A 25,413-nucleotide genomic window follows, 5' to 3' on the forward strand; every position below is an offset into this window, starting at 1 on the left:
GACCGGTCCGTCCCTCGCGGGCCAGGGGGCGGCGATCCGCACCCCCGACTCCCCCATCTGCCGACGGGATGGAGTGGACAGCGGCCCGCACCTCGGTGTCAACAGCCGTGGCCATTAAGTGCCGTTGTGTTGTTAGGTAAGCCTTGCTTTACTTAGGCGCCGATTGATCACCCAAGCCCTCCTGGACCGAGCACTTCACCTCGATGGGCGGCTGCCTCACCGACCGCCCCTGACGATCGGGACCCACCCATGCGTACCGCGCGTGCCCGGCACTACCTCATGTGCCGGCCCACCTACTTCGACGTGGTCTACTCCATCAACCCCTGGATGGACCCGACGAAGCCCGTCGACACCCCGCTGGCCATCGCCCAGTGGGAGCGGCTGCGCGAGGTCTACCTGAACCTCGGGCACACCGTCGACACGATCGACCCCGTCCCCGGCCTCCCCGACATGGTCTTCGCCGCCAACGGCGCGACCGTCCTCGCGGGCCGGGCCCTCGTGGCCCGGTTCCGTGACGCCGAACGTATGGCGGAAGGCCCGGCCTACCACGACTGGCTGCGCGACAACGGCTTTCCGGAGCTGCGCACGGCCGCCTTCATCAACGAGGGGGAGGGCGACTATCTCCCCGTCGGGGACTGGCTGTTGGCGGGCACCGGCTTCCGCAGCGACCCGCGCTCCCACGACGAGGCGCAGGAGTTCTTCGGACGTCCGGTGATCGGACTGCAACTCGTCGACCCCGACTACTACCACCTGGACACCGCCCTGACCGCGCTCGACGAGAACACGGTCGCCTACTACCCGGGCGCCTTCTCCCCCGGCAGCCGGGCCGTACTGGAGCGCCTGTTCCCGGACGCGGTCCTCGCCTCGGCCGCCGACGCCGCGGTGTTCGGGCTGAACGCGACGTCGGACGGACACAACGTGGTGCTCCCGCAGAACGCCACCGGTCTGGCCGACCAGCTCCGCGACCGGGGCTTCAACCCGGTCGGCGTGGATCTCTCGGAGCTCCTCAAGGCGGGCGGCAGCGTGAAGTGCTGCACGCTGGAGCTCCGCCGGGACCACTGATCCGGGTGCACTGATCCGGGTGCACTGGCCCGCATCACGGCCCTTGCCTGTGACGGTCGGCCGGACCTCTCACCCGCTCCGGGCAGAGGCCCGCGACCGTCGCGAGGAGGACCGGCGGATGCCCTGGAGCATCAAGGAGCCCGTCGAAGCCCAGCGCCGTCTCCCCCGACGTTCCCCGCCGCGGATCGAGACGACGCGCACCGGCCCGGCCCTCGACCCGGTCCCCGGGTGCCCGACCCCGTCCGGAACCCGGGCCGAGCGGCTCGATCGACTGAACGGCCGTGCGCCGGGGACACTCCTGAGGACCTCGCCGGGCGGCCCGCCTCCGCCTCCCCGGCCCCGTACTGGCTCCGGACCGGGCCCGACGGGCCAACGTGCGCATGCCGGTCACCCGCCTTCTCGGAGCTGAGCACCAGCGGGCCGCGAGCCCGGCATCGCCGCAGTCCTGCGCATCTGACGCGCTCGCGTCCGGCCCCGTGTGTTACCGGAGAGTCGCCCCTACGATGTGCGCACGCGCCTCGGGGCGCTGGTGTGCCGGGAAGCCTGGTCGGCGTAGGAGAGGGCAACTGCCTTCTCCTGCTCCGTGAGGACTTCAGAGGTTTCACCATGCCCTTGAGAAGGAGCGGCCCCAGCACGCGTCGCCGCCCGGCCGCAGGACCCGCCCCGCTCGCGGGACACGACGGGCCGACCATCTGATGGCCCGTGCAGCCGTGTCGCCGGGCGACCGCACCACGGACCGCGACGGTTGCCCACCCCTGCCGGAAACAGCTGCCGCCGCGGGCCGACAACCGATTCCGGCGGAGCTGAAGGCGCTGCGGACCTTCGGCGAGGGGGACACAGCCGATGAAACCCCCTTGCCGCCCCTGGTCGTTCACCACCTGACCGCCGCCCGTGCGCCGAGGCCCACGGAGTCGGCGGCGGACCGCGCACCGCGGGCTGCCAGGCCGGCCGCGGACGCCCTCCGCGAGGGGCGCGGGCGGGCCGAGCACCCTGCCTCCCGGGGCCCGGCTCGTCGATCGGCCCGAGCGGACAGGGCGCTGTGGGACCGGCCGCCGTCGCGAGGCGAGCCGAACGTGACCCTGAGTGAGGCCTCGCCACTCAAACGAGAGACGTCCGATAGATGTCCGATAAACAGACTTCGGGCGCCGGATAACGATCCGGTCACCCAGCCCATGGCGGAGCGGGAGATTGTCCGCCATGTGACCCATGTCACTAAACGTTCCGTAAGGAGCATGGTAAAAATTCCCCACTCCGCAGGCGGAACAGCCGCCGCTGTGAACGACCGGTAGCCAGCCGGACCACGACCGGAGCGACCGCGGTCCGCGTACCCACGCGGCTTCTCGCACCCCCACCGGACAACGACGTTCGTGCATCCCCCCACCGCACACCCACCGGCACAGAACCCTCTGCCGGCCCTGCGTCATCGAGGTAGCCCACGTGACACTCGACTCCATCACCCAGAACATCGACGAATCCGTCAGCGGATTCTTCGAGCCCATAGCCGACTGGCTGGGCGGGATCGTCTTCTACTCCGTGACCATCGCCGGTGCGGAGGTGCCGCTCATCGTCACCTGGCTGGTGGTGGCGGGTCTGGTCTTCACCGGCTGGTTCGGGTTCGTCCAGGTACGCAAGTTCCGCCTCGCGGTCGACGTGGTGCGCGGCAAGTACGACGACAAGGACTCGGCGGGCGAGGTCAACCACTTCCAGGCGCTGACCGCCGCGGTCTCCGGCACGGTCGGCCTCGGCAACATCGCCGGTGTGGCCGTCGCCGTGTCCATCGGCGGCGCCGGAGCGACGTTCTGGATGATCCTCTGCGGTCTCCTCGGTATGGCCACCAAGTTCGTCGAGGTCACCCTCGGCGTGAAGTACCGCGAGGTCCACGCCGACGGCACCGTCTCCGGCGGGCCGATGTACTACCTGCCCAAGGGGCTGGCCGAGCGCTTCGGCAACAACGGCAAGACCCTCGGCAAGGCCCTCGCCGTCCTCGCCTCGATCATGATCCTGTTCTTCGGGCTCTTCGGCGGCAACCTCTTCCAGGTCAACCAGTCCTACGCGCAGCTCGTCTCCGTCACCGGCGGCGAGAGCGGTGCGATGGGCTCCTCCGGCGGGGCGCTCTTCTTCGGCATCCTCATCGCCGCCCTCGTCGGCATCGTCCTGCTCGGCGGCATCCGCTCCATCGCCCAGGTCACCAGCCGGCTCATCCCCGCCATGGCCGGCATCTACATCGCCGCCTGCCTCGTCGTCATCCTCGTCAACGTCACCGCGGTGCCCGCCGCGATCAGCACGATCGTCGAGGGCGCGTTCAACCCCGAGGGCGTCGCGGGCGGTGTGCTCGGCGCACTGATCATCGGGTTCAAGCGGGCCGCGTTCTCCAACGAGGCCGGTCTCGGCTCCGCGCCGATCGCCCACTCCGCGGTCAAGACCAAGCACCCTGCCAGCGAAGGCCTGGTCGCCCTGCTGGAGCCGTTCATCGACACGGTCCTCATCTGCACCATGACCGCGCTGACCATCGTCATCGCCAACCCCGCCAGCTGGGGCGAGGCCCGCGACGACGCGTCCATCGGCGGCGTGACGATCACCTCGGACGCCTTCGCCACCGTGCTGCCCTGGTTCCCGTACGTCCTGACCGTCGCGGTGATCCTCTTCGCGATCTCCACGGTCCTCACCTGGGGCTACTACGGCCTCAAGTCCTGGACGTACCTCTTCGGCCGCAGCCGCACCAGCGAGACCATCTACAAGATCCTCTACACCCTGTTCGCCGTCGCCGGGTCCCTGCTCACCCTGCAGACCCTCATCGACCTCGCCGACGCGGTTCTCTTCACCCTCGCCGTCATCAACATCATCGGCCTGTACCTCCTCGCCCCCGTCGTCAAGCGCGAACTCGACAAGTTCCTTGAGTACGTCCGCACCCGGAACACCGGCGGAACGGGCGGGGACGATGCCGAGGAGTCGACGAAGGTGAACGTCTGACAAGGACTCCGGCGCACCTGTCACGGTGCCCGCACACGGAGAGGGCCCCGGCGCGAACGCCGGGGCCCTCTCCGTCGGTGCGCTGAGGTCCCGCCGTACCGTACGCGAGACGGGCGCGGGCGATGTCGGTGCCCTCATACGCGTCCTACGCGTCGTACGAGGCCGGGCCCGGCAGGCGGCAGTTCGACGGCGGGCCCTCAGCCCCGATACGCCTCCAGCAGCCGCAGCCACACCTCACTGATCGTCGGATACGCCGGAACCGCGTGCCACAGGCGGTCCACGGGGACCTCGCCCGCGACCGCGACAGTCGCCGAGTGCAGGAGTTCCCCGATGCCAGGGCCGACGAAGGTGACACCGAGCAGGATCTCGCGGTCCAGGTCCACGATCATCCGGGCGCGGCCCCGGTAGCCGTCGGCGTAGAGGCCGGAGCCCGCCACGGCGGCGAGGTCGTGGTCGACGGCGCGGACGCGGTGGCCGGTGCGCTCGGCCTCGGCGAGGGTGAGGCCCACGGATGCGGCCTCGGGATCGGTGAAGACGACCTGGGGAACGGCGGCGTGGTCGGCGGTGGCCGCATGGGCGCCCCAGCGGTCGGTTTCGAGGAGGGGGACCTGCTGGGCTCGGGCGGCGATCGCGGCGCCCGCGATGCGGGCCTGGTACTTGCCCTGGTGGGTGAGCAGGGCGCGGTGGTTGACGTCCCCGACCGCGTACAGCCAGTCCGTACCCTCGACGCGGCAGCTGTCGTCCACGGTGAGCCAGGAACCGGGTTCCAGGCCGATCGTCTCCAGGCCCAGGTCGTCCGTGCGCGGGGCCCGGCCGGTGGCGAAGAGGATCTCGTCGGCCTCGACCCGGCCGCCGTCGTCCAGCTCCACGGTGACGGGGCCGTCCTGTTCGGGGCGGTGCACGGCGGTGACGGAGACGCCGGTACGGATCGTGGCACCGGCCTCCGTCAGCGCCTCGGCCACCAGCTCGCCCGCGAAGGGCTCCATCTTCGGGAGCAGGCCCTTGCCCCGGATCAGCAGCGTCACCTCGGAGCCCAGCGCCTGCCAGACGGTCGCCATCTCCACGCCCACGACTCCCCCGCCGACGATCACGAGCCGCCCGGGCGCCTCCTTGGCGCTGGTGGCCTCGCGGCTGGTCCACGGGCGGGCGTCGGCGATGCCGGGGAGGTCGGGGACGACGGCCCGGGTGCCGGTGCAGACGGCGACGGCGTGCCGGGCGGTGAGCCGGTGACCGGTGCCGTCGGGGGTGGTGACGGAGACCTCGCGGGGGCCGGTGAGCCGTCCCGTACCGCGGAAGACGTCCGCTCCGATGTCCTCCAGCCAGGCGAGCTGGCCGTCGTCCTTCCAGTGGCTCGCCTCGTCGTCCCGGTGGGCGAGGACCGCCCGCACGTCCAGGGGGCCCTGCACGGCCGCGCTCAGTCCGGGGACACGGCGGGCGTCGGCGCGGGCCACGACGGGGCGCAGCAGCGCCTTGCTCGGCATGCAGGCCCAGTAGGAGCACTCGCCGCCGATGAGCTCGGACTCCACCACCGCCGTGGAGAGTCCGGCGGCACGGGCCCGGTCGGCCACGTTCTCCCCCACCGGACCGGCGCCGATGACCACTACGTCGTACGGGGAGTGCTCGGGGATCTTCCCTGCGTCAGTCATGGAAACAGTGTCGTCGCGGGTGTGCGCCCCGGCCACATGGGCAGGCGGAATAGCGCAAGCGCAGTCACCGTTGTGCCGGACAGGCCCCGACAGGACCCCACGGGCGGGCACAGGAAGAGGTATCCCCAGCATGAGCACCGTAGAGCTCACCAAGGAAAACTTCGATCAGGTCGTGAGTGACAACGACTTCGTCCTGATCGACTTCTGGGCTTCCTGGTGCGGCCCCTGCCGACAGTTCGCGCCGGTCTACGACTCGGCCTCCGAGCGCCACCCCGACCTGGTCTTCGCCAAGGTCGACACGGAGGCGCAGCAGGAGCTGGCGGCGGCCTTCGAGATCCGGTCCATCCCGACGCTGATGATCGTCCGCGACAACGTGGCAGTCTTCGCGCAGCCGGGTGCGCTGCCCGAGGCGGCCCTGGAGGACGTCATCGGGCAGGCCCGGAATCTGGACATGGACGAGGTCCGCAAGTCCGTCGAGGAGCAGAAGCGGGCGGCCGAGGACGGGCAGGGGCAGCCGGAGCCCCAGTAGCCGGCCGACCGGCGCACGGCAGCGGGCGAGGGCCCTGACCGACACCGTCATCGTCATCTTCACGGACGCGGTGGTACCGGTCAGGGCCCTCGGTCATGCCGGGCGGTCGCCCTCACCCTCCCCGACGCGCACCGACATCCCGTAGTCCAGTTCCTCGCCGTCGATCAGCACCGCCTCCACCGTCCGGGTCTCCGGGTCGATGTCCGCCTCCATGCCCTCCCCCACGTACCGGGGGTAGCCCGACGCCCCGGTCTCCCCGGTGGCGGCCACCACCGCGGACCGGATCGGCCGCCCCGGGGCTCCCGTCCGGGTCCTGCTGTGGTCGGGGATCAGGAGCAGCTCGTAACTCTGCGGATGGCTCATGCCTCCGACGCTAGACATCCGCCGCGCGCCCCGCATGTCGTCGCACCGCGGGCGGTCAGCTGGATTCGCGGTGCACGGCGGCGGTGCGCAGCAGGTCGTGGCGGACCGGTGGCCCGCCCGGGTGCTGAACCATGCGGTCGATGGTCTCGGCGAGCGGCTGCGGCATGGCGAGTTCCATGCGGACCGTGCTGAGCCGGGGGCGCAGCAGCCTGCCGATGAGGGAGTCGTCCGCCCCGATCACCGCCGTGTCGGCGGGCACGGAGATCCCCGCGTCCTGGAGGGCCCGCATCAGCAGCATGGCGTACTCGTCGTTGTACGCGAACACGGCGTCCAGGCCGAGCCGCTCCCAGCGGGCGGCGAGCCGGGCCGCGGAGTCCTCCTCGTAGCGCAGCGGAAGCGGCCGGATTCGGGCCCCGGCTGCTTCCGCGGCGCGCCGGGCCCCGGCGAGGCGGGGTTCGGAGAACGGCGAGCGGCCCGGTTCCCCGGGCATGACGACGCCGATGTGGCGGCGGCCGCGGGCCAGCAGGTGTTCCACCGCGCTGCCGCCGACCCGCCGTTGGTCCATGACCAGGCCGTGCGCTCCGGCCACCGCTTCGGGGCCGAGAGTGATCACCGCTTTGGCGCCGGAGCGGGTGAGGATGTCCGTGCCGTGCGGGGTGAGGGCGATGCCCGGCGGTACGACGACGGCCACGGGCCGCAGTTCGGCCCAGGCCGTGGCCGCTTCGTCGGCGGTGAGGCCGACGCTGCCGTACTGGACGACGGTGTAGTCCAGTCGGCGCAGCCCCGACTGGAGTTCATCGAAGAAGTAGTGGTGCAGCGGTCCTGCCGATATGTGGCCGGAGGGCAGCAGGACCATGCGGCTGTGTCCGGCGCGCAGGCTGCGGGCAGCGGCGTGCGGGACGTAACCGAGCTGGACGGCGGCCTCCCTGACCCGGCGTCGGGTGGGTTCGCTGATCCGGACGGTGGCGTTGTTGTTCAGTACGTACGACACGGTGGCCCGGGACACTCCGGCGAGGCGCGCGACATCGGCGCTGGTCGGAACGGAGACTTCGGCGGGCTGCTTGGGTAACTGGCTCATGGCGTCCGGCAGTCTTCCAGACCCGTGGGGCAGGGTTCCGGCCCGGGGGGTCGCCTGCCCGGCCCGATGGCCGGAACAACATCCCGCGGTCGTGGTCCGTCGCCCCGCTCCCGGGAACGGGCGCTAAAGGTTCTACGGTGTTGCGATGACGTTCCATGACAGCGCATACCGTTCCGACAATCCCTTCGACGTCCCCGGCAGCAGCGGCCCGACCGCCACGGTGCAGGCCGATCCCGAGGACGTCGGTCGCGTACGCACCTCCTACGCCCCCGACCGCGACGGCGATCCCGACCCCGGCGAGATCGTCTGGACCTGGGTGCCGTACGAGGAGGACGACGGGCGCGGCAAGGACCGGCCGGTGCTCGTCGTCGCCAGGGAGGAGGCGGGCACGCTGCTCGCCGTGCAGCTCTCCAGCAAGCAGCACGACCGGGACCACGAGTGGGTGGCTCTGGGCGCGGGTCCCTGGGACAGTTCGGGGCGGCCGTCCTGGGTGGATCTGGACCGGGTGCTGCGGGTCCATGAGGACGGGATGCGCCGGGAGGCCTGCGCCCTGGACCGGGACCGCTTCGACCGGGTCACCGGGCGTCTGCGGGAGCGGTACGGCTGGAGCTGACCGGCGGCGGCACACAGGCCGCAGATTGCCGCCGGGGATGCGGGGCGAGCCGCGGCTGAGGACGACGGCCTCGCCGGGGCCTCGCCGGCGACCTCGATGTGCGGGGTGCGCGGTCGGCGTCCGGAGCGGTGACGGGCACCGGGGGCCGGTCCGTAGCGCCGGGTGCGGGTCAGGGCGGCGGTCACGGCCCGCTCGATGGACACCTCCTGACCTGCCACGTTGCGATGGCGACCGGCCTCGGCCACCGCATTCGTCTCCCGTGCGATGCCGTGCGGCGGCGCGCCCGCACGCGCTCCCCCGTGTGGTGCGTACGGGGGATGCTGGTGGTGACCCCGGCCCGGGCGCAACCGTGTTTCCCTGGCTCGGGGGCACTCTTGTGCGATCTCCGCGTACGGGTTTGGGTGGTAGGCAGACAGCTGAGAAGGAGGCCCCTCATGGCTCCGGACATTCCCGGCGCAACCGGCTCACGCCCGGCCGCCGCCCCCCTCGACGAGACCGGGGCGGAGGATTTACTGCGCGGCATATGTTTCAAGACGGGCCCTCCCCGCACGGTCGGGGTGGAACTCGAATGGCTCATTCACGACCGGGAACATCCTGACCTCCCGGTCGGCCAGGAGCGGCTGGACAGCGCCGTCGCGGCGGTCCGGGCGCTGCCGCTCAGCGCGGCGCTGACCTTCGAGCCGGGCGGTCAGCTGGAGCTCAGCTCGCAGCCGGCCGGCTCCCTGATGGAGTGCGTCGAGGCCACCGCCGCGGATCTGGCGGCCGTCCGCGCCTCGCTGGGCGCGGCGGGGCTCGCGCCGGTCGGTCTCGGCGTCGACCCGTGGCAGCCGCCTCGCCGCAGACTGCGGGAGCCGCGCTACGAGGCGATGGAGGCCGCGCTCGACCGTTCGGGGCCCGCCGGGCGGGCCATGATGTGCACCTCCGCCTCGGTCCAGGTCTGTCTGGACGCGGGCGAGGAGGAGCCGGGGCCGCTGGGGTACGGGCGGCGCTGGCAGCTCGCGCATCTGCTGGGCGCGGTGCTGGTGGCGGCGTTCGCCAACTCGCCGTTCCAGCAGGGCCGCCGTACCGGGTGGCGGTCCACCCGGCAGGCGCTGTGGGCCGAGCTGGACCCGGGCCGGGCGCTGGCGCCGGACGGCGGGCACGCCCCGCGCGAGGCCTGGGCCGCGCACGTCCTGGACGCCGCGGTGATGTGCATCCGGTGCGAAGCGGGCCCGTGGGAGGTGCCGGAGGGGCTGACCTTCCGGGAGTGGATCCGCACCGGGGCGCCCCGCCCGCCGGTCCGGGCCGATCTCGACTATCACCTCACGACGCTGTTTCCGCCGATCCGGCCGCGCGGCCACCTGGAGCTGCGCATGATCGACGCGCAGAACGGCCCCGACGGGTGGCTGGTGCCGCTCGCCGTCGCCACGGCCCTGTTCGACGACCCGGAGGCCGCCGAGACCGTGTACCGCGCTGTGAAGCCGCTGGCCGAGACGGCGGGGACGGCCGCTCCTCCGCGCAATCCGCTCTGGACGGCGGCCGCCCGCGACGGCCTCGCCGACCCGGAGCTGCGGGCCGCGGCCACCGGCTGCTTCGCGGCCGCTCTGCCGGCGCTGGAGCGGATGGGCGCGAGCCAGGTCGTACGGGATTCCGTGGCCGCCTTCACCGACCGCTATGTGGCCCGGGGGCGCTGTCCGGCCGATGACCTGCCCGACCCGGGCGGCCTCACCGATCCGCGACTGCACTCGGATCTCCCGCCGCACTCCGGAAAGGCGGCCTCCGCATGACCGGGCACTCCGACCGCACCGAGCGGCGTCAGCACTCCGATGCCTTCGATCCGGCCCGGTCCGCCGGGCCCGCCGCCACCGGTTTCCCCGTCGCCCCCGGCACCGACCCCGAAGCCCTGCGGCAACGCGCCCTGGACGCGCTGCTGACCGCGCGCGAACGCACCGCGCTGCTTACCGACAGTGTGGACGACGGCGAACTGACCGCCCAGCACTCCCCGTTGATGTCGCCGCTGGTCTGGGACCTGGCGCACATCGGCAACCAGGAGGAGCAGTGGCTGCTGCGCGCCGTCGGCGGCCGGGACGCGCTGCGACCGGAGATCGACGGGCTGTACGACGCCTTCGAGCACTCCCGCGCCTCCCGCCCCTCGCTGCCGCTGCTGGCTCCCGCCGAGGCGCGGACGTACGCCTCCGACGTCCGGGGCCGGGCGTTGGAGCTGCTGGAGGGCGCACCGCTGCACGAGGGGGGGCGTCCGCTGGAGCGGGCCGGGTTCGCCTTCGGGATGATCGCCCAGCATGAACAGCAGCATGACGAGACGATGCTGATCACCCATCAGCTGCGATCCGGCCCGGCGGTGCTGGCCGCTCCCCCGCCGCCCGAGCCGGTCGGGGCCGGGACGCTTCCCGACGAAGTCCTCGTACCGGCGGGCCCGTTCACCATGGGGACCTCGGCCGAGCCGTGGGCCCTGGACAACGAGCGGCCCGCGCACCGCCGCGATGTGGCGGCCTTCCATCTGGACACCGCGCCGGTGACCTGCGGCGCGTACGTCCGCTTCATCGAGGACGGCGGCTACCGGGACGAGCGCTGGTGGGCTCCCGAGGGCTGGGCCATGGTCCGCGAACACGGCCTGGCCGCTCCGCTGTTCTGGCACCGGGAGGCCGGGCAGTGGCTGCGCCGGCGGTTCGGGGTGACCGAGCCGGTGCCGGACGACGAGCCGGTCCTGCACGTAAGCTGGTACGAGGCGGACGCGTACGCCCGCTGGGCGGGGCGGCGGCTGCCCACGGAGGCCGAGTGGGAGAAGGCCGCCCGGCACGATCCCGCCTCCGGCCGCTCCCGGCGCTATCCGTGGGGCGACGACGATCCGACGCCGGAGCGGGCCAATCTGGGGCAGCGCCATCTGCGTCCGGCGCGGGCCGGGGCGTACCCGCAGGGCCGGTCACCCTCCGGCGCGGGGCAGTTGATGGGCGATGTGTGGGAGTGGACGTCGAGCGACTTCCTGCCCTACCCGGGGTTCGTGGCGTTCCCCTACCGCGAGTACTCGGAGGTGTTCTTCGGCCCGGCCCACAAGGTGCTGCGCGGCGGTTCGTTCGCCGTGGACCGGGTCGCCTGCCGGGGCACGTTCCGCAACTGGGACCTTCCGGTGCGGCGGCAGATCTTCTCCGGGTTCCGTACGGCGAGGGATGCCTGATGTGCCGTCACATCGCTTACGTGGGCGAGCCGGTCTCGCTCGGGGACATCCTGCTCAAGCCCCCGCACTGCTTGGTGCGGCAGTCCTGGGAGCCGCGCCGTCAGCGGTACGGCACGGTCAACGCGGACGGGTTCGGCGTCGGCTGGTACGCGGACGGCGACCCGGTGCCCGGACGCTACCGGCGCCAGGGGCCCATATGGGGCGACGAGACCTTCAGCGATCTGGCCCGGGTGGTCCGCAGCACCGCGCTGCTGGCCGCCGTACGGGACGCCACCGAGGCGGGGGCGGACGGGGAGGCGGCGGCCGCACCGTACGCCGCCGGCAGGCTGCTGTTCAGTCACAACGGGGTCGTGCGGGGCTGGCCCGGATCGCTCGCCCCGCTGGCCGCCGCCCTGCCCGCCGAGAGACTGCTGTCCCTGGCGGCCCGTAACGACTCCGCGCTGGTCTGGGCGTTGATCCGGCACCGGGCCGAGGCCGGGGACGAGGTGCCGCGCGCGGTCGCGGAGACCGTCCGCGAGGTCGCGGCCACCGCCCCCGGCTCGCGGCTGAACCTGCTCCTCACCGACGGGGCCACCATCACCGCGACCGCCTGGGGCGACACCCTCTGGTACCGCACGGTGCCGGGCCGCTCCACGTCGGTGGCCTCGGAGCCGTACGACGACGACCCCCTCTGGCGCGAGGTCCCCGACCGCACCCTGCTGGTCGCGACCTCCGCAGACGTCCTGCTCACCCCGCTCAAGGAGCCCCCCGCGTGAGTCCCTTCCTGCTGACCCGCACCCTGCCGGTGGACGCTACGGACGCGGCGCTGCGCGCCGACGTCCTCAGCGGCCTGACCCGGCACCCCAAGACGCTGCCGCCGAAGTGGTTCTACGACGCGCGCGGCAGTGAGCTGTTCGAGGAGATCACCCGGCTGCCCGAGTACTACCCGACGCGCGCGGAGCGGGAGATCCTGGAGGAGCGGGCCGAGGAGATCGCCGCGGTCTCGGGGGCTCGCACGGTGATCGAGCTGGGCTCGGGGTCGTCCGAGAAGACCCGCCACCTCCTGGACGCCCTGCCTCAGTTGCACAGTTACGTCCCGGTGGATGTGAGCGAGAGCGCGCTGAGGGGTGCGGCCGAGTCGCTGCTCGCCGAGCATCCGGAGCTGCACGTGCACGCGCTGATCGCCGACTTCACCGGCGGTCTGGCCCTGCCGGGAACTCCGGGACCCCGGCTGGTGGTGTTCCTGGGCGGCACGATCGGCAATCTGCTGCCGGAGGAGCGGGCGACGTTCCTGCACTCGGTGCGTTCGCTGCTCTCCCCCGGCGACGCGCTGCTGCTGGGCACGGACCTGGTGAAGGAGAAGGAGACGCTGGTGGCCGCGTACGACGACGCGGCCGGGGTGACGGCGGCCTTCAACAAGAACGTGCTGAGTGTCGTCAACCGTGAGCTGGGGGCCGATTTCCCGCTGGGGGAGTTCGAGCACGTCGCCGTGTGGAACGCGGAGAGCCGGTGGGTGGAGATGCGGCTGCGCGCCCGTCGGGCGCTGAGCGTGAAGATCCGGGAACTGGACCTGGTGGTGCCGTTCGAGGCCGGTGAGGAGCTGCGTACGGAGGTGTCGGCGAAGTTCCGGCGGGAGGACGTGAGCGAGGAGCTGGCGGCGGCCGGGCTGCGGCTGTCTCAGTGGTGGACGGATGCGGCGGGCCGGTTCGCCCTGTCGCTGGCGACGGCCGTCTGACGACCGGGCCGGGCCGGTTCGCCCGGCCGCTCGAACACGGCCGCCCGCGCCCGGTCGGCCAGGGCGCGGCGGCCGGGCTCACCGTCTGCGGGGATCGGCGCGAGGACGTCGACCTCGGCGGTGAGCCCGGCGGCCCGCACCACCCGCCACAGGGAGGCGCCGAGCGGGTCGTCCCCGACGAACGCGACGGCGCCCGCGGGCGGGCCGGAGGCCCCGGCGGCGCGGTAGGCGATGCGTACGGGCCGTACGGTCGCGCCCGCGTCGATCGCCGCCTGGAACACGGCGGGCCGGAACACGCCGCCGCCCCGTCCGCACCAGGTGCTGCCCTCGGGGAAGACCACGACCCGGGAGCCGGAGCGCAGGGCCCCGGTGAGGGTCCGTACGGCCGCGGGCAGGGCGCGCAGCCGGTCGCGCTCGATGAACAGGGTGCCGCCGAGCGCGGCGAGCGGGCCGAGGACGGGCCAGCGCCCGATCTCGCTCTTGGCGAGCATCCGCCCGGGCAGGACGGCGGCGACGATCGGGATGTCCAGCCAGGAGATGTGGTTGGCGACGACCAGTTCGCCGGTGGTGGCACGCCCCTCGGGGCGGCCGCGCACCGTGACCCGTACGCCGAAGGCACGCGGTACGGCGTCCGCCCAGCGCCGTACCAGCCGGTCGCGCGGGGCGGCCGGGAGCAGCGCGGCGAGCGGGGCGCAGACCACCCCCAGCAGGACCAGTGCGCAGCCGGCCAGCAGCAGGACTGCGGCGGGCAGCGGGGCGCGTACGGCTCCGGTGTGCCGGGCGCAGCCGTGCGGGGTGCACGGGGCGACGGGCAGCCAGGGGCTCGTGGCGGCGGGGCGGGCGCCCGTCAGGTCCGGGCAGGCGCTCATCGCAGCGGGGCCAGCGAGCGGAAGTGGCGCAGGTAGCGGGGGTCGGTGCGGCGCAGCGAGAGCAGGACGTACAGGTCGGCGACGTTGAAGTCGGGGTCGTACGCCGGGGCTCCGCAGACCCAGGCGCCGAGCCGGAGGTAACCGCGCAGCAGGGGCGGCAGGTCCGCCCGGGAGCCGGTGGCCCCGCCGTGACCGGAGGCGTCCCAGAGGCGGTGCGGGGTGACCCAGTGCTCCTCGGGCGCGAGGTGCGCTTCGCGTACGGTGTTCCAGCTGCGGGCGGCGAGCGTGCCGCCGTCGGCCAGTGGCAGGGAGCAGCAGCCCGCGAGCCAGTTGTGTCCGGTGCGTTCCATGTAGCGGGCGAGTCCGGCCCAGACGAGGGCGATGACCGCGCCGTCGCGGTGGGCCGGGTGGACGCAGGAGCGGCCGACCTCGACGAGGTCGTCGCGGATCGGGTCGAGCCGGGTGAGGTCGAACTCGCTTTCCGCGTAGAGGCGTCCGGCGATGCGGGCGCGGTCCGGGGGCAGCAGCCGGTAGGTGGCGACGACGTCCCCGGTGGCGGTCTCGCGGACCAGCAGGTGGTCGCAGTACGCGTCGAAGGCGTCGCTGTCCAGACCGGGTTCGGGCCCGTCCAGCCGGGCACCGAGCTCCCCGGCGAACACGAGGTGTCGCAGGCGCTGGGCGGCGCGTATGTCTTCCTGGCAGGTGGCGAGGGAGACCCGGTAGGCGGGTTCAGCAGCGCCGGCCGGGGCCTGGGCAGGGGGCGATGCCGGGGCGGGGGCGGTGGTGGTGTGCAGCGGGGCGTGCGGGGCGGTGGGCAGCACGGTCATGGCGGTCTCCGGGGACGGATCGGCGGGGGATGCCGCCGGGTCGCCGCGGGGTGCGACGGCCCGGCCCCTTACTTCTTCCGTCACCGGCTGGATTCGACATGACCGCTGTGGGGAGCGGGGATGTGCGACGGCTGAATCCGCGGGGACGCCGACCGGTCCCCCGGGGACGCCCCCCGTCGATCAGCTGCCCGCGAGCATCGCGGTGATGCGCTCGGAGGCGGTCCGGGCCTCCCTCTTCGGGTCGCCGCCCTGGAGTACCGCCGTCATGTACGGCTTGATCGGGTTCTCCGCCTCCACCCGGGCCCACTGCGGGGAGTTGGGGGTGGCGCGGCCCTCGGTGGCTCCCTCCGCCATCGCCGCGGTGCCCTCGTCGCCCTCGACGACATGGGCGAGGCTCGGCTTGTTGGGGACGTAACTCATGCTCCGGGCGAGTTCAGTCTGCCACTTCTCGCCCGCCAGTGCCTTGACGACGGCGATGCCCGCGGCGCGCTCGTCGGCGTTCTTCGGCACGATGAGATCCGAGCCGCCGGTGAATACGGATCCGGGGGCCTTCGCGGTCTTTCCCGGAATGGGGAAGTAGCCGATCTTTCCCTTGAGTTCGGGATTCTTCTGCTCGATGAGCGCGGCGCTTCCGGGCATCGAGATGATCTGGGCGACGTCCCCCTTGGCGAATACGTCGTTCTGCGGGGGCTTCTCCTCGTCGGCGTCGGTCGGGCCGTCACCGAGCGCCTGGAGTTCCTTGTAGAACTCCATGCCCGCGAGGGCCTCTTCGCTGTCCAGGGCGCCCTGCCAGTCGCCGCCGTTGTCCTCGGCGAGTTCGCCGCCCTCGTCCCAGACGAATCCGGCGAGCACGTACCAGTTCTGACCGGCGAGGTACATGCCCTGGTTGCCTCGGGTGTTGAGCTTTTCGGTGTCGGCGATCCACTGGGCGCGGGTCTTCGGGGCGGAGTCGATGCCCGCCTCCTTGAAGATCTCCTTGTTGTAGATCACCACCCGGTTGGCCGCGTACCAGGGGATGCCGTACTGCACGCCGTTGATGCTGCCGGGCTGGGCAAGGCCGGGCAGCCAGTCCTCGCTGCCGAGGTCCCGCATCGACTCCAGGGTGAGATCACGCAGGCCGCCGCTCTCCGCGTACTGAGCGACCTGCGTGTTTCCGACCTCGATCACGTCCGGGGCGTCGTCGCCCTCCAGTGCGGCGAGGACCTTGGGGCCGATGCCGCCCCACTCCTGGATCTTGAATTCCAGCTCGATCGAGGGGTTCTCCTCCTCGTACGAGCGGGTGAACTTGTCCAGGAAGCCGGGCGAGGCGCTGTTCTTCATCAGCCAGATGGTGACCGTGCGGTCTCCGCCACCCGAACCCGGCAGGTAGCCGCATCCGCCGAGCGCTACGGACGACACGAGCGCTACGGCTCCGGCGAGTATGCGGTTCTTCACGTGGTCACCTTCTGCGAAACGGCACGACGAGATCAGGACCCGGTGTGGGGGATTGCGGGCGGCGCTCGCACGGGTGTTTGGCTGAATTTTGGTATGGACCAATGCGTAGGTCAAGGCGCGTGCCCGCCCCGCCCCGCCTCGACCGCCCCCTCGCGGGACACCCCGGATTGAGGCAACGTGGTCACAGGAGAGGAGACAAACAATGGCGAATCACACGTATCGGGTCACCGAGATCGTAGGAACCTCCCAGGAGGGCATCGACGCGGCGATCCAGAACGGCATCGCAAGAGCCGCGGAAACGTTGCTCAATCTCGACTGGTTCGAGATTAATCAAGTTCGCGGCCATATCGAGGATGGCCGGATCGCGCACTATCAAGTCGGCCTGAAGGTGGGGTTCCGGCTCGACGAGAACACCTGATCAGGTGCGCCCGTCGCGCTCCTGCGCAGCCTTGAGCGCCTCCGACGGTTCGGCCCACCGGGCCCGCACCACGGCGAATCCGGCCATTTCCGCCGCGTCACACACCAGCTCGTCGTCGTCCACGAGCACACGCACGTCCCGCGAGCGGCCGAGCCTCTGAAGGATCTCCAGCTTCGTGCGGCGCGCGGGACGCCGGTCGTCGTCGCGCCGCATGAACAGGGTGCCCTCGGGCAGGCCCTGACGGCCCAGCCAGCGCACGGTGTCCTTGCGGCACCGCTCGGGGCGTCCCGTCAGGTAGACGATCTCGCACTCATCGGCGCTCGCGAGCACCATCCGTACACCCTCGGCGAGCGGCGGGTCGGCGGGGGCCGCCGCGAAGAAGCCGGACCAGTCCCGGCGGGCGCCTTCCAGGAAGTGCTGCCGGTGGGCTGTGTCGGCGAGCGTGCCGTCGAGGTCGAATACGGCCAGCGGCCGGGCGTCGTTGTTCACCCGGCCAGTTTAGGAAGCCCCGGCACCGGCCGCGCCGTGCGGCCGTGGCCCAGCCCTCTGCTCAGGCCGCGGGAATCCTCACCGGTCCGGGGCGTTGACAGAGGGTGTGAGCTCTGTGATCGCCTCCACCCGGTTTTCCTTCCTGGACCGCTCCCGCACCCGCGAGGGGCACGACGGCCCCCAGGCCCTGCGCGACACCGTGACGCTGGCGCGGGAGGTGGAGGCGCTGGGCTACCACCGCCTCTGGGTCTCCGAGCACCACAGCGTGCCGGGCGTCGCGGGGTCGGCGCCCACGGTCCTGGCCGCCGCCGTCGCCGCCGCGACCTCCACCATCCGGGTCGGCACCGGCGGCGTGATGCTCCCCAACCACCAACCGCTCGTCGTGGCTGAGCAGTTCGGCGTGCTCGCCGCCCTCTTCCCCGGCCGGATCGACATGGGCCTCGGCCGTTCCGTGGGCTTCACCGACGGCGTCCGCCGGGCGCTCGGCCACGGTAAGGAGGCCGCGGAGGACTTCCCCGGACGCCTCGCCGAACTGCTCGGCTGGATCGACGGCACCCAGCGCGCCCATCCCCAGGTGCACGCCCGCCCGGCGGAGGGGCTGCGCATCCCCGCGTACGTCCTGGCCATCGGCGAGGGCGCGGCGGTCGCGGCCGCCGCCGGACTCCCCCTCGTCATCGGCGATCTGCGCGGCCGGGGGAAGGTGCTGCGCGCCATCGAGGTGTACCGCAGGGACTTCCGCCCCTCGGCCCGCGCCGAACGCCCCGAGGTGATCGTCTCCGGCACGGTGGCCGTCGCCGCCACCGAGGAGGCGGCCCGGCGCCTGCTGGTCCCGGAGGCCTGGGCCATGGCGTACGCCCGCACCCACGGCAGCTTCCCCCCGCTGGCCCCCGCCGAGGACATCGAGGCCCGCACGATGACGGCCAGGGAGCGCCATCTGTACGAGCGGGGGCTCGACGGGCACATCCACGGCACCGAGGAGCAGGTGACCGAGCAACTGGAGAGAGCGATCAAGGAGACCGGGGCGGACGAGGTGCTCGTGACGACCAGCACGTACGACCGCGAGGCACTGGCGGACTCGCTGCGGCGGCTGGCCGGCATCGTACGGCGGAGCGCCTGAACGGCCGCGTCACAGGACGGCGCTCCGGTCAGCCCCGCCTTCCCGTTCCGCGGCCTGCCGCCGGTGGGCGGCGACCCGCTCACGGGTCGCGCACCGGCGCGAGCAGTAGCGGCGGTCCGGGCCACGAGCCGCCCCGACCGGCCCGCACAGTCCGCCGCGCCTAGAATCGAACCGTTTGCCCCTTCTGGCCGCCGCCCCCTCCCCCACCCCCGTACGGAGCCCACCCCCATGCACTCCCCCCACGATCCGTACGTCCGGGTGCGCGGCGCGCGCGAGCACAACCTCCAGGACGTGCATGTGGACATCCCGCGCGACACCCTCACGGTCTTCACCGGGGTCTCGGGGTCGGGAAAGTCCTCGCTGGCGTTCGGGACGATCTACGCCGAGGCCCAGCGCCGCTACTTCGAGTCGGTCGCGCCCTACGCGCGGCGGCTCATCCACCAGGTGGGTGCGCCCGCCGTCGGGGAGATCACCGGGCTGCCGCCCGCCGTCTCCCTGGAGCAGCGGCGGTCGGCGCCGGGGGCCCGGTCCTCGGTGGGGACGGTCACCACGCTCTCCAACTCGCTGCGGATGCTGTACTCCCGGGCCGGGGACTATCCGGCGGGCGCCGAGCGCCTCGACTCCGACGCCTTCTCCCCCAATACGGCGGCCGGGGCCTGCCCCGAGTGCCACGGCCTGGGGCGCATCCACCGGACGGACGAGGAACTGCTCGTACCGGACCCCTCGCGGTCGATCCGGGACGGGGCGATCGCGGCCTGGCCGGGTGCCTGGCAGGGGAAGAATCTGCGGGATGTGCTGGACGCCCTGGGGTACGACGTCGACCGGCCTTGGCGCGAGCTGGACGCGAAGGACCGGGAGTGGATCCTGTTCACCGACGAGCAGCCGGTGGTGACGGTGCACCCGGTGCGGGAAGCGGGCCGCATCCAGCGCCCGTACCAGGGAACGTATATGAGCGCCCGGCGCTATGTGCTGCACACCTTCGCCGACACCAAGAGCCGCACCCTGCGGGCGAAGGCGGAACGCTTCCTGACCAGTGTGCCGTGCCCGGCGTGCGGCGGGAGCAGGCTGCGGCCGGAGGCGATGGCGGTGACGTTCGCCGGGCGGACCATCGCGGAGCTGGCCGCCCTGCCCCTGTCCGACCTGGCCGACGCGCTCTCGGCGGCCGGGGCGGGCGGCGAGGAGACCGCACGGGTGCTCACCGGGGATCTGCTGGCCCGGATCGGGACGGTGACCGAGCTGGGGCTCGGCTATCTGAGCCTGGACCGCACCGCTCCGACGCTCTCCTCAGGTGAGCTGCAACGGCTGCGGCTGGCAACGCAGTTGCGCTCCGGACTCTTCGGTGTCGTCTATGTCCTGGACGAGCCGTCGGCCGGACTGCACCCCGCCGACACGGAGTCCCTGCTCGCGGTGCTCGGCCGGCTCAAGGAAGCCGGGAACTCGGTGTTCGTGGTGGAGCACCAGATGGACGTGGTGCGGCGGGCGGACTGGCTGGTGGACGTGGGGCCGCTGGCCGGGGAGCACGGCGGGCGGGTGCTGCACAGCGGGCCGCCCGAGGGGCTGGCGGAGGTCCCGGAGTCGGCGACGCGGCGGTTCCTGTTCCACGAGGGCGACGAGCCGTCAGCCGTACGGGAGCCGCGCCGCCCCTCCGGGTGGCTGCGGCTGTCCGGCGTGGAGCGGCACAACGTGCGCGAGGTCGACGCGGCCTTCCCGCTCGGGGTGTTCACGGCGGTGACCGGGGTGTCCGGGTCGGGCAAGTCGACCCTCGTCGGCCAGGTCCTCGCCGGGGTGCTCGCGGACCGGCAGTCGGGCGAGGAGGCCGGGGCCGGCGGGCAGTACTGCGCTTCCGCGACCGGACTTGAGGCCGTGGACCGGCTCGTCCAGGTCGACCAGAAGCCCATCGGCCGGACGCCCCGGTCCAACCTGGCCACGTACACCGGGCTCTTCGACAGCGTACGGAAGCTGTTCGCGCAGACGGAGACGGCGCGGGAGCGGGGCTACACGGCGGGGCGGTTCTCGTTCAACGTGAGCGGCGGGCGGTGCGAGACCTGCCAGGGCGAGGGGTTCGTCTCGGTAGAGCTGCTCTTCCTGCCCAGCACGTACGCGCCCTGCCCGGACTGTCACGGCGCCCGCTACAACCCGGAGACCCTGGACATCACTCTGCGCGGCCTGACGATCGCCCAGGTGCTGGATCTCACCGTGGAATCGGCTGCCTCCTTCTTTGCCGGGACCCCGGCCGCCGAGCGCGCGCTGACCACGCTGCTGGACGTGGGGCTCGGCTATCTGCGGCTCGGGCAGCCCGCCACCGAGCTGTCCGGCGGCGAGGCGCAGCGGATCAAGCTCGCCTCCGAGCTCCAGCGCACGCGGCGCGGGCACACGCTGTATCTGCTGGACGAGCCGACGACGGGGCTGCATCCGGCCGATGTGGAGGTGCTGATGCGGCAGTTGCACGGGCTCGTCGACGCGGGGAACACGGTGGTGGTCGTCGAGCACGACATGGCCGTGGTGGCGGGCGCGGACCAGGTCATCGATCTGGGGCCCGGGGGCGGAGACCGGGGCGGGCGGATCGTGGCGGCCGGCACGCCGCAGGAGGTGGCGCGGGCGGCGGGGAGCCGTACGGCACCGTATCTGGCGAAGGCGCTGCGGCGCTGATCCCGTACGGCCCCCGCACTGTCGGAGCCGTACGGGATCAACACCCGTTTCAGCGGCGGACCTTGCGCGTGGCGCGCAGCCACTCCTTGTTCATCGCGGCGATCGACGGCAGCGGGATGCCCTTCGGGCAGGCGGTCGCGCACTCGCCGGTCAGGGTGCAGCCGCCGAACCCCTCCTCGTCCATCTGCGCCACCATGTCCAGCACCCGGGTCTCGCGTTCCGGGGCGCCCTGCGGCAGGACACCGAGGTGGTTGACCTTGGCCGAGGTGAACAGCATCGCCGAGCCGTTGGGGCAGGCGGCGACACAGGCTCCGCAGCCGATGCACTCGGCGTGCTCGAAGGCGAAGTCGGCGTCGGGCTTGGGCACGGGGGTGGCGTGGGCGTCCGGGGCGGTGCCGGTGGGGGCGGAGATGTAGCCGCCGGACTGGATGATCCGGTCGAACGAGGAGCGGTCCACGACCAGGTCCTTGACGACCGGGAAGGCCGAGGCGCGCCAGGGTTCGATGTCGATCGTGTCGCCGTCGGCGAAGGACCGCATGTGGAGCTGGCAGGTGGTGGTGCGCTCCGGGCCGTGGGCGTCGCCGTTGATGACGAGGCTGCACGCGCCGCAGATGCCTTCGCGGCAGTCGTGGTCGAAGGCGACGGGCTCGTCACCGGCGAGGATGAGCTCCTCGTTGAGGGTGTCGAGCATCTCCAGGAACGACATGTCGGCGGAGATGCCGTCGACTTCGTAGGTGGCCATGGCGCCGGGCGTTTCCGCGTCTCGCTGGCGCCAGACGCGCAGGGTGAGCTTCATGCGTAGCTCCGCTGAGTGGGGTGGACGTCGTGGAAGACGAGGTCTTCCTTGTGCAGGACGGGGGCGCCGCCGGTGTCGGTGAACTCCCAGGCGGCGGCGTACGAGAACTCCTCGTCGCGCCGCTCGGCCTCGCCGTCCGGGGTCTGGGACTCCGTGCGGAAGTGGCCGCCGCAGGACTCGGCGCGGTGCAGGGCGTCGAGGCACATGAGCTCGGCGAGCTCCAGGTAGTCGACGATGCGATTGGCCTTCTCCAGCGACTGGTTGAACTGTTCGCCGGTGCCGGGGACCTTGATGCGGCGCCAGAACTCCTCGCGGATCTGGGGGATTCTGGCGAGCGCCTTGCGCAGTCCGTCCTCGGTGCGGGCCATCCCGCAGTACTCCCACATGAGTTCACCGATCTCGCGGTGGAAGGAGTCGGGGGTGCGGTCGCCGTCGACGGAGAGCAGCAGGTTGATCCGGTCCTCGGTCTCCGCCACCACCTCGGCGACGGCGGGGTGGTGGGCATCGGGCTTCTCGGTGTGCGGGTTGCGGGCGAGGTAGTCGTTGATCGTGGAGGGCAGGACGAAGTAGCCGTCGGCGAGGCCCTGCATCAGCGCGGAGGCACCGAGCCTGTTGGCCCCGTGGTCGGAGAAGTTCGCCTCGCCGATCGCGAAGAGGCCGGGGATGGTGGTCTGGAGGTCGTAGTCGACCCAGAGGCCGCCCATGGTGTAGTGCACGGCGGGGTAGATCCGCATCGGGACCGTGTAGGGGTCCTCGTCGGTGATCCGCTGGTACATGTCGAAGAGGTTGCCGTACTTCGCCTCCACCGCCTTGCGGCCCATCCGGCCGATGGCCTCGGCGAAGTCCAGGTAGACCCCCTGCCCGCCGGGGCCGACGCCGCGCCCCTCGTCGCAGACGTTCTTGGCGGCCCGGGAGGCGATGTCGCGGGGCACCAGGTTGCCGAAGGCCGGGTAGATGCGCTCCAGGTAGTAGTCGCGCTCGTCCTCGGGGATCCGGTCGGCCGGGCGGGTGTCGCCCTTGGCCTTGGGGACCCAGATGCGGCCGTCGTTGCGGAGCGACTCGCTCATCAGGGTGAGCTTGGACTGGTGGTCGCCGGTGCGCGGGATGCAGGTGGGGTGGATCTGGGTGAAGCAGGGGTTGGCGAAGTAGGCGCCGCGCCGGTGGGCCCGCCAGATCGCGGTGGCGTTGGAGTTCATGGCGTTGGTCGACAGGTAGAAGACGTTGCCGTAGCCGCCGGTGGCCAGGACGACCGCGTCGGCGAAGTAGGTGTCGATCTTCCCGGTGACGAGGTCGCGGGCGACGATGCCGCGCGCCTTGCCGTCGACCACGATCAGGTCCAGCATCTCGGTACGGGCGTGGAGTTCGACGTTGCCCGTGGCGATCTGGCGGGAGAGCGCCTGGTAGGCGCCGAGGAGGAGCTGCTGTCCGGTCTGGCCGCGCGCGTAGAACGTACGCGAGACCTGGACGCCGCCGAAGGAGCGGTTGTCGAGGAGGCCGCCGTACTCGCGGGCGAAGGGGACGCCCTGGGCGACGCACTGGTCGATGATCTCGACGGAGATCTCGGCGAGCCGGTGGACGTTGGACTCCCGGGCGCGGAAGTCGCCGCCCTTGACGGTGTCGTAGAAGAGCCGCCGGATGGAGTCGCCGTCGTTGCGGTAGTTCTTCGCGGCGTTGATACCGCCCTGGGCGGCGACCGAGTGGGCGCGCCGGGGTGAGTCCTGGAAGCAGAACTGGACGACGTGGTAGCCCTGTTCGGCGAGGGTGGCGCCGGCCGATCCGCCGGCCAGTCCGGTGCCGACGACGATGACCGTGTGTTTGCGCCGGTTGGCGGGGTTCACGAGCTTGGCTTGGAAGCGGCGGGTGTCCCAGCGTTCGGCGACGGGGCCCTCGGGGGCCTTGGTGTCGACGACGGGCTCACCCGTGGCGTAGTGCGTGTAGTCGGGCATGTCAGCTCACCACTCCGGTCATGACGGCGACGGGTACGGAGACGAAGCCCACCGTCAGCGCCGTGGCGAGGAGGTTGGCGAGGGTCTTCAGCATGCGGTCGCGGGTCGCGTTGCCGACGCCCAGGGTCTGCGCGGCGCTCCAGAAGCCGTGCTGGACGTGCAGGCCCATGGCGAGCACGGCGACGATGTAGATGACGTTGCCGTACCAGGTCGAGAAGGTGTCGATGACGTTCTGGTACGGGTGCCCGGCCTCGAAGCTCGTGTGGACGGTACCGGTCGTCAGGTCGAGGATGTGCCACACGATGAAGAGGGCGAGGATGATCCCGCCCCAGCGCATGGTCCGGGTGGCGTAGCTCGCCCGGGGCCTCTTGTGGACGTACTTGGCGGGTCGCGCCCTGATGTCGCGGCGGCTCAGCTGGTAGGCGGAGACGCCGTGCAGCACGACGGCCGCGACGAGCCCCACGCGCACGATCCACAGCGCCCACTCGTAGTGCAGGACCGGTTCGCCCAGCGTGCGCAGCCAGTGGGCGTACCCGTCGAACGTGCCGGGTCCGAAGAAGATCTTCAGATTCCCGGCCATGTGGACGACGAGGTACCCGAGCATGATCAGGCCGGAGCCAGCCATGATCGTCTTCTTGCCGACGGTCGAGTCCCAGAGCGTACGCGTCATCGACGGCCGTCGGTCCGTCCGCGTTGCCAATGCCATGAACCTGACGGTAGGGGCGGAAGACCTGATCAGTCCAAGACATGGTCTGGCTGATCTCCATAGGCAATAACTATTGATGGGCGTTATCGTCGCCCTATGCACTTCCAGCAGCTCACCTATTTCGTGGCCGTCGCCGAGACCCGGCACTTCACCCGGGCCGCCGAGGCGGTGCATGTGTCGCAGCCTTCGCTCTCCCAGCAGATCCGGGCGCTGGAGACGGAGTTGGGCGCCGAGCTGTTCAGCCGGGCCCGGGGCAACATCGCCCTCACCGACGCGGGCGAGGCGCTCCTCCCCCTGGCCCGGCGCATCCTCGCCGACGCGGAGACCGCGCGGCAGGAAGTGCAGGAGCTGGTGCAGCTGCGCAGCGGCCGGGTGCGGCTCGGGGCGACGCCGAGTCTGTGCACGGGTCTGCTGCCGGACGTTCTGCGCGCCTTCCATGACCGGCACCCGGGGGTGCGGCTGCTGCTGGAGGAGGGCGGCTCGCACGACCTCGTACGTCAACTGGCGCGCGGTGCGCTCGATCTGGCCCTGGTGGTGCTGCCGCTGCCCGCCGGGTCTCCCGCGCTGACCACGGTGGAGCTGCTGCACGAGGACCTGGTGGTGGTGTCCTCGGCGGCGGAACCTGCGCCGGGGCGCGGCGGACGGGTGCGGATCGCCGATCTGCGCGACGCTCCGATGGTGATGTTCCGCCACGGATACAACCTGCGGGAGCTGACGCTCGCCGCGTGCCGCGCGGAGGGGTTCGAGCCCTCGTTCACGGTGGAGGGCGGCGAGATGGACGCGGTGCTCGGTTTCGTACGGGCGGGGCTCGGCATCGCCGTGGTGCCGAGCATGGCCGCGAACCGGGCGGGCCACGACCTGCGGAAGACCCCGCTGGCGGGGGCCGGGCTGCGGCGCACGATCGCCCTGGCGCACCGCAGCGACGTCGCCCCGCCCCGGGCCGCGCGCGAGCTCCAGCGGATGCTGCTGGAGCTCGGGGCGGCCTCGGGCTGAGCCGGGGCGCCGGACCCCGCCC

The 25,413-nt window shown here is 72.1% G+C and carries 22 protein-coding genes and 1 pseudogene; 12 read left to right on the plus strand and 11 right to left on the minus strand.

The features are described from left to right. Nucleotides 1-162 precede the first annotated feature (162 nt). Together ddaH and ACZ5WC_RS19215 are read left to right on the plus strand one after the other, a co-directional pair. Nucleotides 163-1,062, plus strand: a complete 900-nt coding sequence (gene ddaH / locus ACZ5WC_RS19210) for a dimethylargininase (RefSeq protein WP_468542026.1) — start codon at nt 163-165, stop codon at nt 1,060-1,062. A 1,437-nt stretch (nt 1,063-2,499) separates the two neighbouring features. After that, on the plus strand, nt 2,500-4,032 hold the full coding sequence (locus ACZ5WC_RS19215) for an alanine/glycine:cation symporter family protein (protein WP_468541906.1): 1,533 nt from the start codon (nt 2,500-2,502) through the stop codon (nt 4,030-4,032). Nucleotides 4,033-4,229: 197 nt separating this feature from the next. Here the strand turns inward: ACZ5WC_RS19215 and ACZ5WC_RS19220 are convergent, their stop codons facing one another. Beyond that, a complete protein-coding gene (locus ACZ5WC_RS19220; RefSeq protein WP_468541907.1) occupies nt 4,230-5,678 on the minus strand; it encodes a dihydrolipoyl dehydrogenase family protein in 1,449 nt (482 codons plus the stop codon). A gap of 130 nt (nt 5,679-5,808) precedes the next feature. Between ACZ5WC_RS19220 and trxA the strand changes: the two genes are divergently transcribed. After that, complete coding sequence (gene trxA / locus ACZ5WC_RS19225; RefSeq protein WP_468541908.1) at nt 5,809-6,207, plus strand: thioredoxin; 399 nt, start codon at nt 5,809-5,811, stop codon at nt 6,205-6,207. A 93-nt stretch (nt 6,208-6,300) separates the two neighbouring features. On the opposite strand, the gene ACZ5WC_RS19230 is transcribed toward trxA, so the two are convergent. Then, nucleotides 6,301-6,570 (minus strand): hypothetical protein, encoded by a 270-nt coding sequence (locus ACZ5WC_RS19230; RefSeq protein WP_468541909.1) that lies wholly within the window; start codon nt 6,568-6,570, stop codon nt 6,301-6,303. 55 nt (nt 6,571-6,625) lie between these two features. Then, complete coding sequence (locus tag ACZ5WC_RS19235; protein WP_468541910.1) at nt 6,626-7,648, minus strand: LacI family DNA-binding transcriptional regulator; 1,023 nt, start codon at nt 7,646-7,648, stop codon at nt 6,626-6,628. Nucleotides 7,649-7,793: 145 nt separating this feature from the next. Between ACZ5WC_RS19235 and ACZ5WC_RS19240 the strand changes: the two genes are divergently transcribed. The 5 genes from ACZ5WC_RS19240 to egtD all read left to right on the plus strand — a co-directional run bounded on the left by ACZ5WC_RS19240 (nt 7,794) and on the right by egtD (nt 13,147). Then, nucleotides 7,794-8,261, plus strand: coding sequence for a type II toxin-antitoxin system PemK/MazF family toxin (locus ACZ5WC_RS19240; protein WP_468541911.1), 468 nt, complete (start codon nt 7,794-7,796; stop codon nt 8,259-8,261). 434 nt (nt 8,262-8,695) lie between these two features. Continuing rightward, a complete protein-coding gene (gene egtA / locus ACZ5WC_RS19245; RefSeq protein ID WP_468541912.1) occupies nt 8,696-10,027 on the plus strand; it encodes an ergothioneine biosynthesis glutamate--cysteine ligase EgtA in 1,332 nt (443 codons plus the stop codon). Continuing rightward, complete coding sequence (egtB, locus tag ACZ5WC_RS19250; protein ID WP_468541913.1) at nt 10,024-11,433, plus strand: ergothioneine biosynthesis protein EgtB; 1,410 nt, start codon at nt 10,024-10,026, stop codon at nt 11,431-11,433. The genes egtA and egtB overlap by 4 nt, the downstream gene beginning before the upstream one ends. Beyond that, entirely contained in the window at nt 11,433-12,188 is a 756-nt protein-coding gene (gene egtC, locus ACZ5WC_RS19255) for an ergothioneine biosynthesis protein EgtC (protein WP_468541914.1), read from the plus strand. The genes egtB and egtC overlap by 1 nt, the downstream gene beginning before the upstream one ends. Then, nucleotides 12,185-13,147, plus strand: coding sequence for an L-histidine N(alpha)-methyltransferase (gene egtD, locus ACZ5WC_RS19260; RefSeq protein WP_468541915.1), 963 nt, complete (start codon nt 12,185-12,187; stop codon nt 13,145-13,147). Before egtC ends, egtD begins: the two co-directional genes overlap by 4 nt. Here egtD and ACZ5WC_RS19265 read toward each other — a convergent pair. From ACZ5WC_RS19265 to ACZ5WC_RS19275, 3 genes are all read right to left on the minus strand, one after another. Continuing rightward, nucleotides 13,090-14,016 carry a lysophospholipid acyltransferase family protein gene (locus tag ACZ5WC_RS19265; protein ID WP_468541916.1) on the minus strand — a complete coding sequence of 309 codons (927 nt, stop codon included), beginning with the start codon at nt 14,014-14,016 and terminating at the stop codon, nt 13,090-13,092. The genes egtD and ACZ5WC_RS19265 overlap by 58 nt on opposite strands. Beyond that, entirely contained in the window at nt 14,013-14,843 is an 831-nt protein-coding gene (locus ACZ5WC_RS19270) for a GNAT family N-acetyltransferase (RefSeq protein WP_468542027.1), read from the minus strand. Before ACZ5WC_RS19270 ends, ACZ5WC_RS19265 begins: the two co-directional genes overlap by 4 nt. 180 nt (nt 14,844-15,023) lie before the next feature. Further along, nucleotides 15,024-16,277: an extracellular solute-binding protein gene (locus tag ACZ5WC_RS19275; protein WP_468541917.1), complete on the minus strand. Its 1,254-nt coding sequence runs from the start codon at nt 16,275-16,277 to the stop codon at nt 15,024-15,026. A gap of 202 nt (nt 16,278-16,479) precedes the next feature. Between ACZ5WC_RS19275 and ACZ5WC_RS19280 the strand changes: the two genes are divergently transcribed. Further along, nucleotides 16,480-16,695 (plus strand): dodecin, encoded by a 216-nt coding sequence (locus ACZ5WC_RS19280; protein ID WP_468541918.1) that lies wholly within the window; start codon nt 16,480-16,482, stop codon nt 16,693-16,695. On the opposite strand, the gene ACZ5WC_RS19285 is transcribed toward ACZ5WC_RS19280, so the two are convergent. Then, nucleotides 16,696-17,184 carry a phosphatase domain-containing protein gene (locus ACZ5WC_RS19285; protein ID WP_468541919.1) on the minus strand — a complete coding sequence of 163 codons (489 nt, stop codon included), beginning with the start codon at nt 17,182-17,184 and terminating at the stop codon, nt 16,696-16,698. It lies immediately after the preceding gene. Between the two features lie 115 nt (nt 17,185-17,299). On the opposite strand from ACZ5WC_RS19285, the gene ACZ5WC_RS19290 reads away from it, so the two are divergent. Then, nucleotides 17,300-18,301, plus strand: a complete 1,002-nt coding sequence (locus ACZ5WC_RS19290; protein WP_468542028.1) for an MsnO8 family LLM class oxidoreductase — start codon at nt 17,300-17,302, stop codon at nt 18,299-18,301. 9 nt (nt 18,302-18,310) lie between these two features. Here ACZ5WC_RS19290 and ACZ5WC_RS19295 read toward each other — a convergent pair. After that, nucleotides 18,311-18,454: pseudogene (locus tag ACZ5WC_RS19295) on the minus strand (CGNR zinc finger domain-containing protein); the annotation flags it as partial. Between the two features lie 75 nt (nt 18,455-18,529). Between ACZ5WC_RS19295 and uvrA the strand changes: the two are divergent. After that, complete coding sequence (gene uvrA / locus ACZ5WC_RS19300) at nt 18,530-20,950, plus strand: excinuclease ABC subunit UvrA (RefSeq protein WP_468541920.1); 2,421 nt, start codon at nt 18,530-18,532, stop codon at nt 20,948-20,950. A gap of 49 nt (nt 20,951-20,999) precedes the next feature. On the opposite strand, the gene ACZ5WC_RS19305 is transcribed toward uvrA, so the two are convergent. Genes ACZ5WC_RS19305 through ACZ5WC_RS19315 form a run of 3 tightly spaced genes read right to left on the minus strand, consistent with a single transcriptional unit; the run spans nt 21,000 to nt 24,362 of the window. After that, complete coding sequence (locus ACZ5WC_RS19305; protein WP_468541921.1) at nt 21,000-21,746, minus strand: succinate dehydrogenase/fumarate reductase iron-sulfur subunit; 747 nt, start codon at nt 21,744-21,746, stop codon at nt 21,000-21,002. Beyond that, nucleotides 21,743-23,692: a fumarate reductase/succinate dehydrogenase flavoprotein subunit gene (locus ACZ5WC_RS19310; RefSeq protein WP_468541922.1), complete on the minus strand. Its 1,950-nt coding sequence runs from the start codon at nt 23,690-23,692 to the stop codon at nt 21,743-21,745. Before ACZ5WC_RS19310 ends, ACZ5WC_RS19305 begins: the two co-directional genes overlap by 4 nt. A 1-nt stretch (nt 23,693) precedes the next feature. Continuing rightward, entirely contained in the window at nt 23,694-24,362 is a 669-nt protein-coding gene (locus tag ACZ5WC_RS19315) for a succinate dehydrogenase (protein ID WP_468542029.1), read from the minus strand. 132 nt (nt 24,363-24,494) lie between these two features. Here ACZ5WC_RS19315 and ACZ5WC_RS19320 point away from each other — a divergent pair, with 132 nt between their 5' ends. After that, nucleotides 24,495-25,391, plus strand: coding sequence for a LysR family transcriptional regulator (locus ACZ5WC_RS19320; protein ID WP_468541923.1), 897 nt, complete (start codon nt 24,495-24,497; stop codon nt 25,389-25,391). Nucleotides 25,392-25,413: the final 22 nt, after the last annotated feature.

This window comes from Streptomyces sp. NPDC033165 (genome assembly GCF_055577965.1).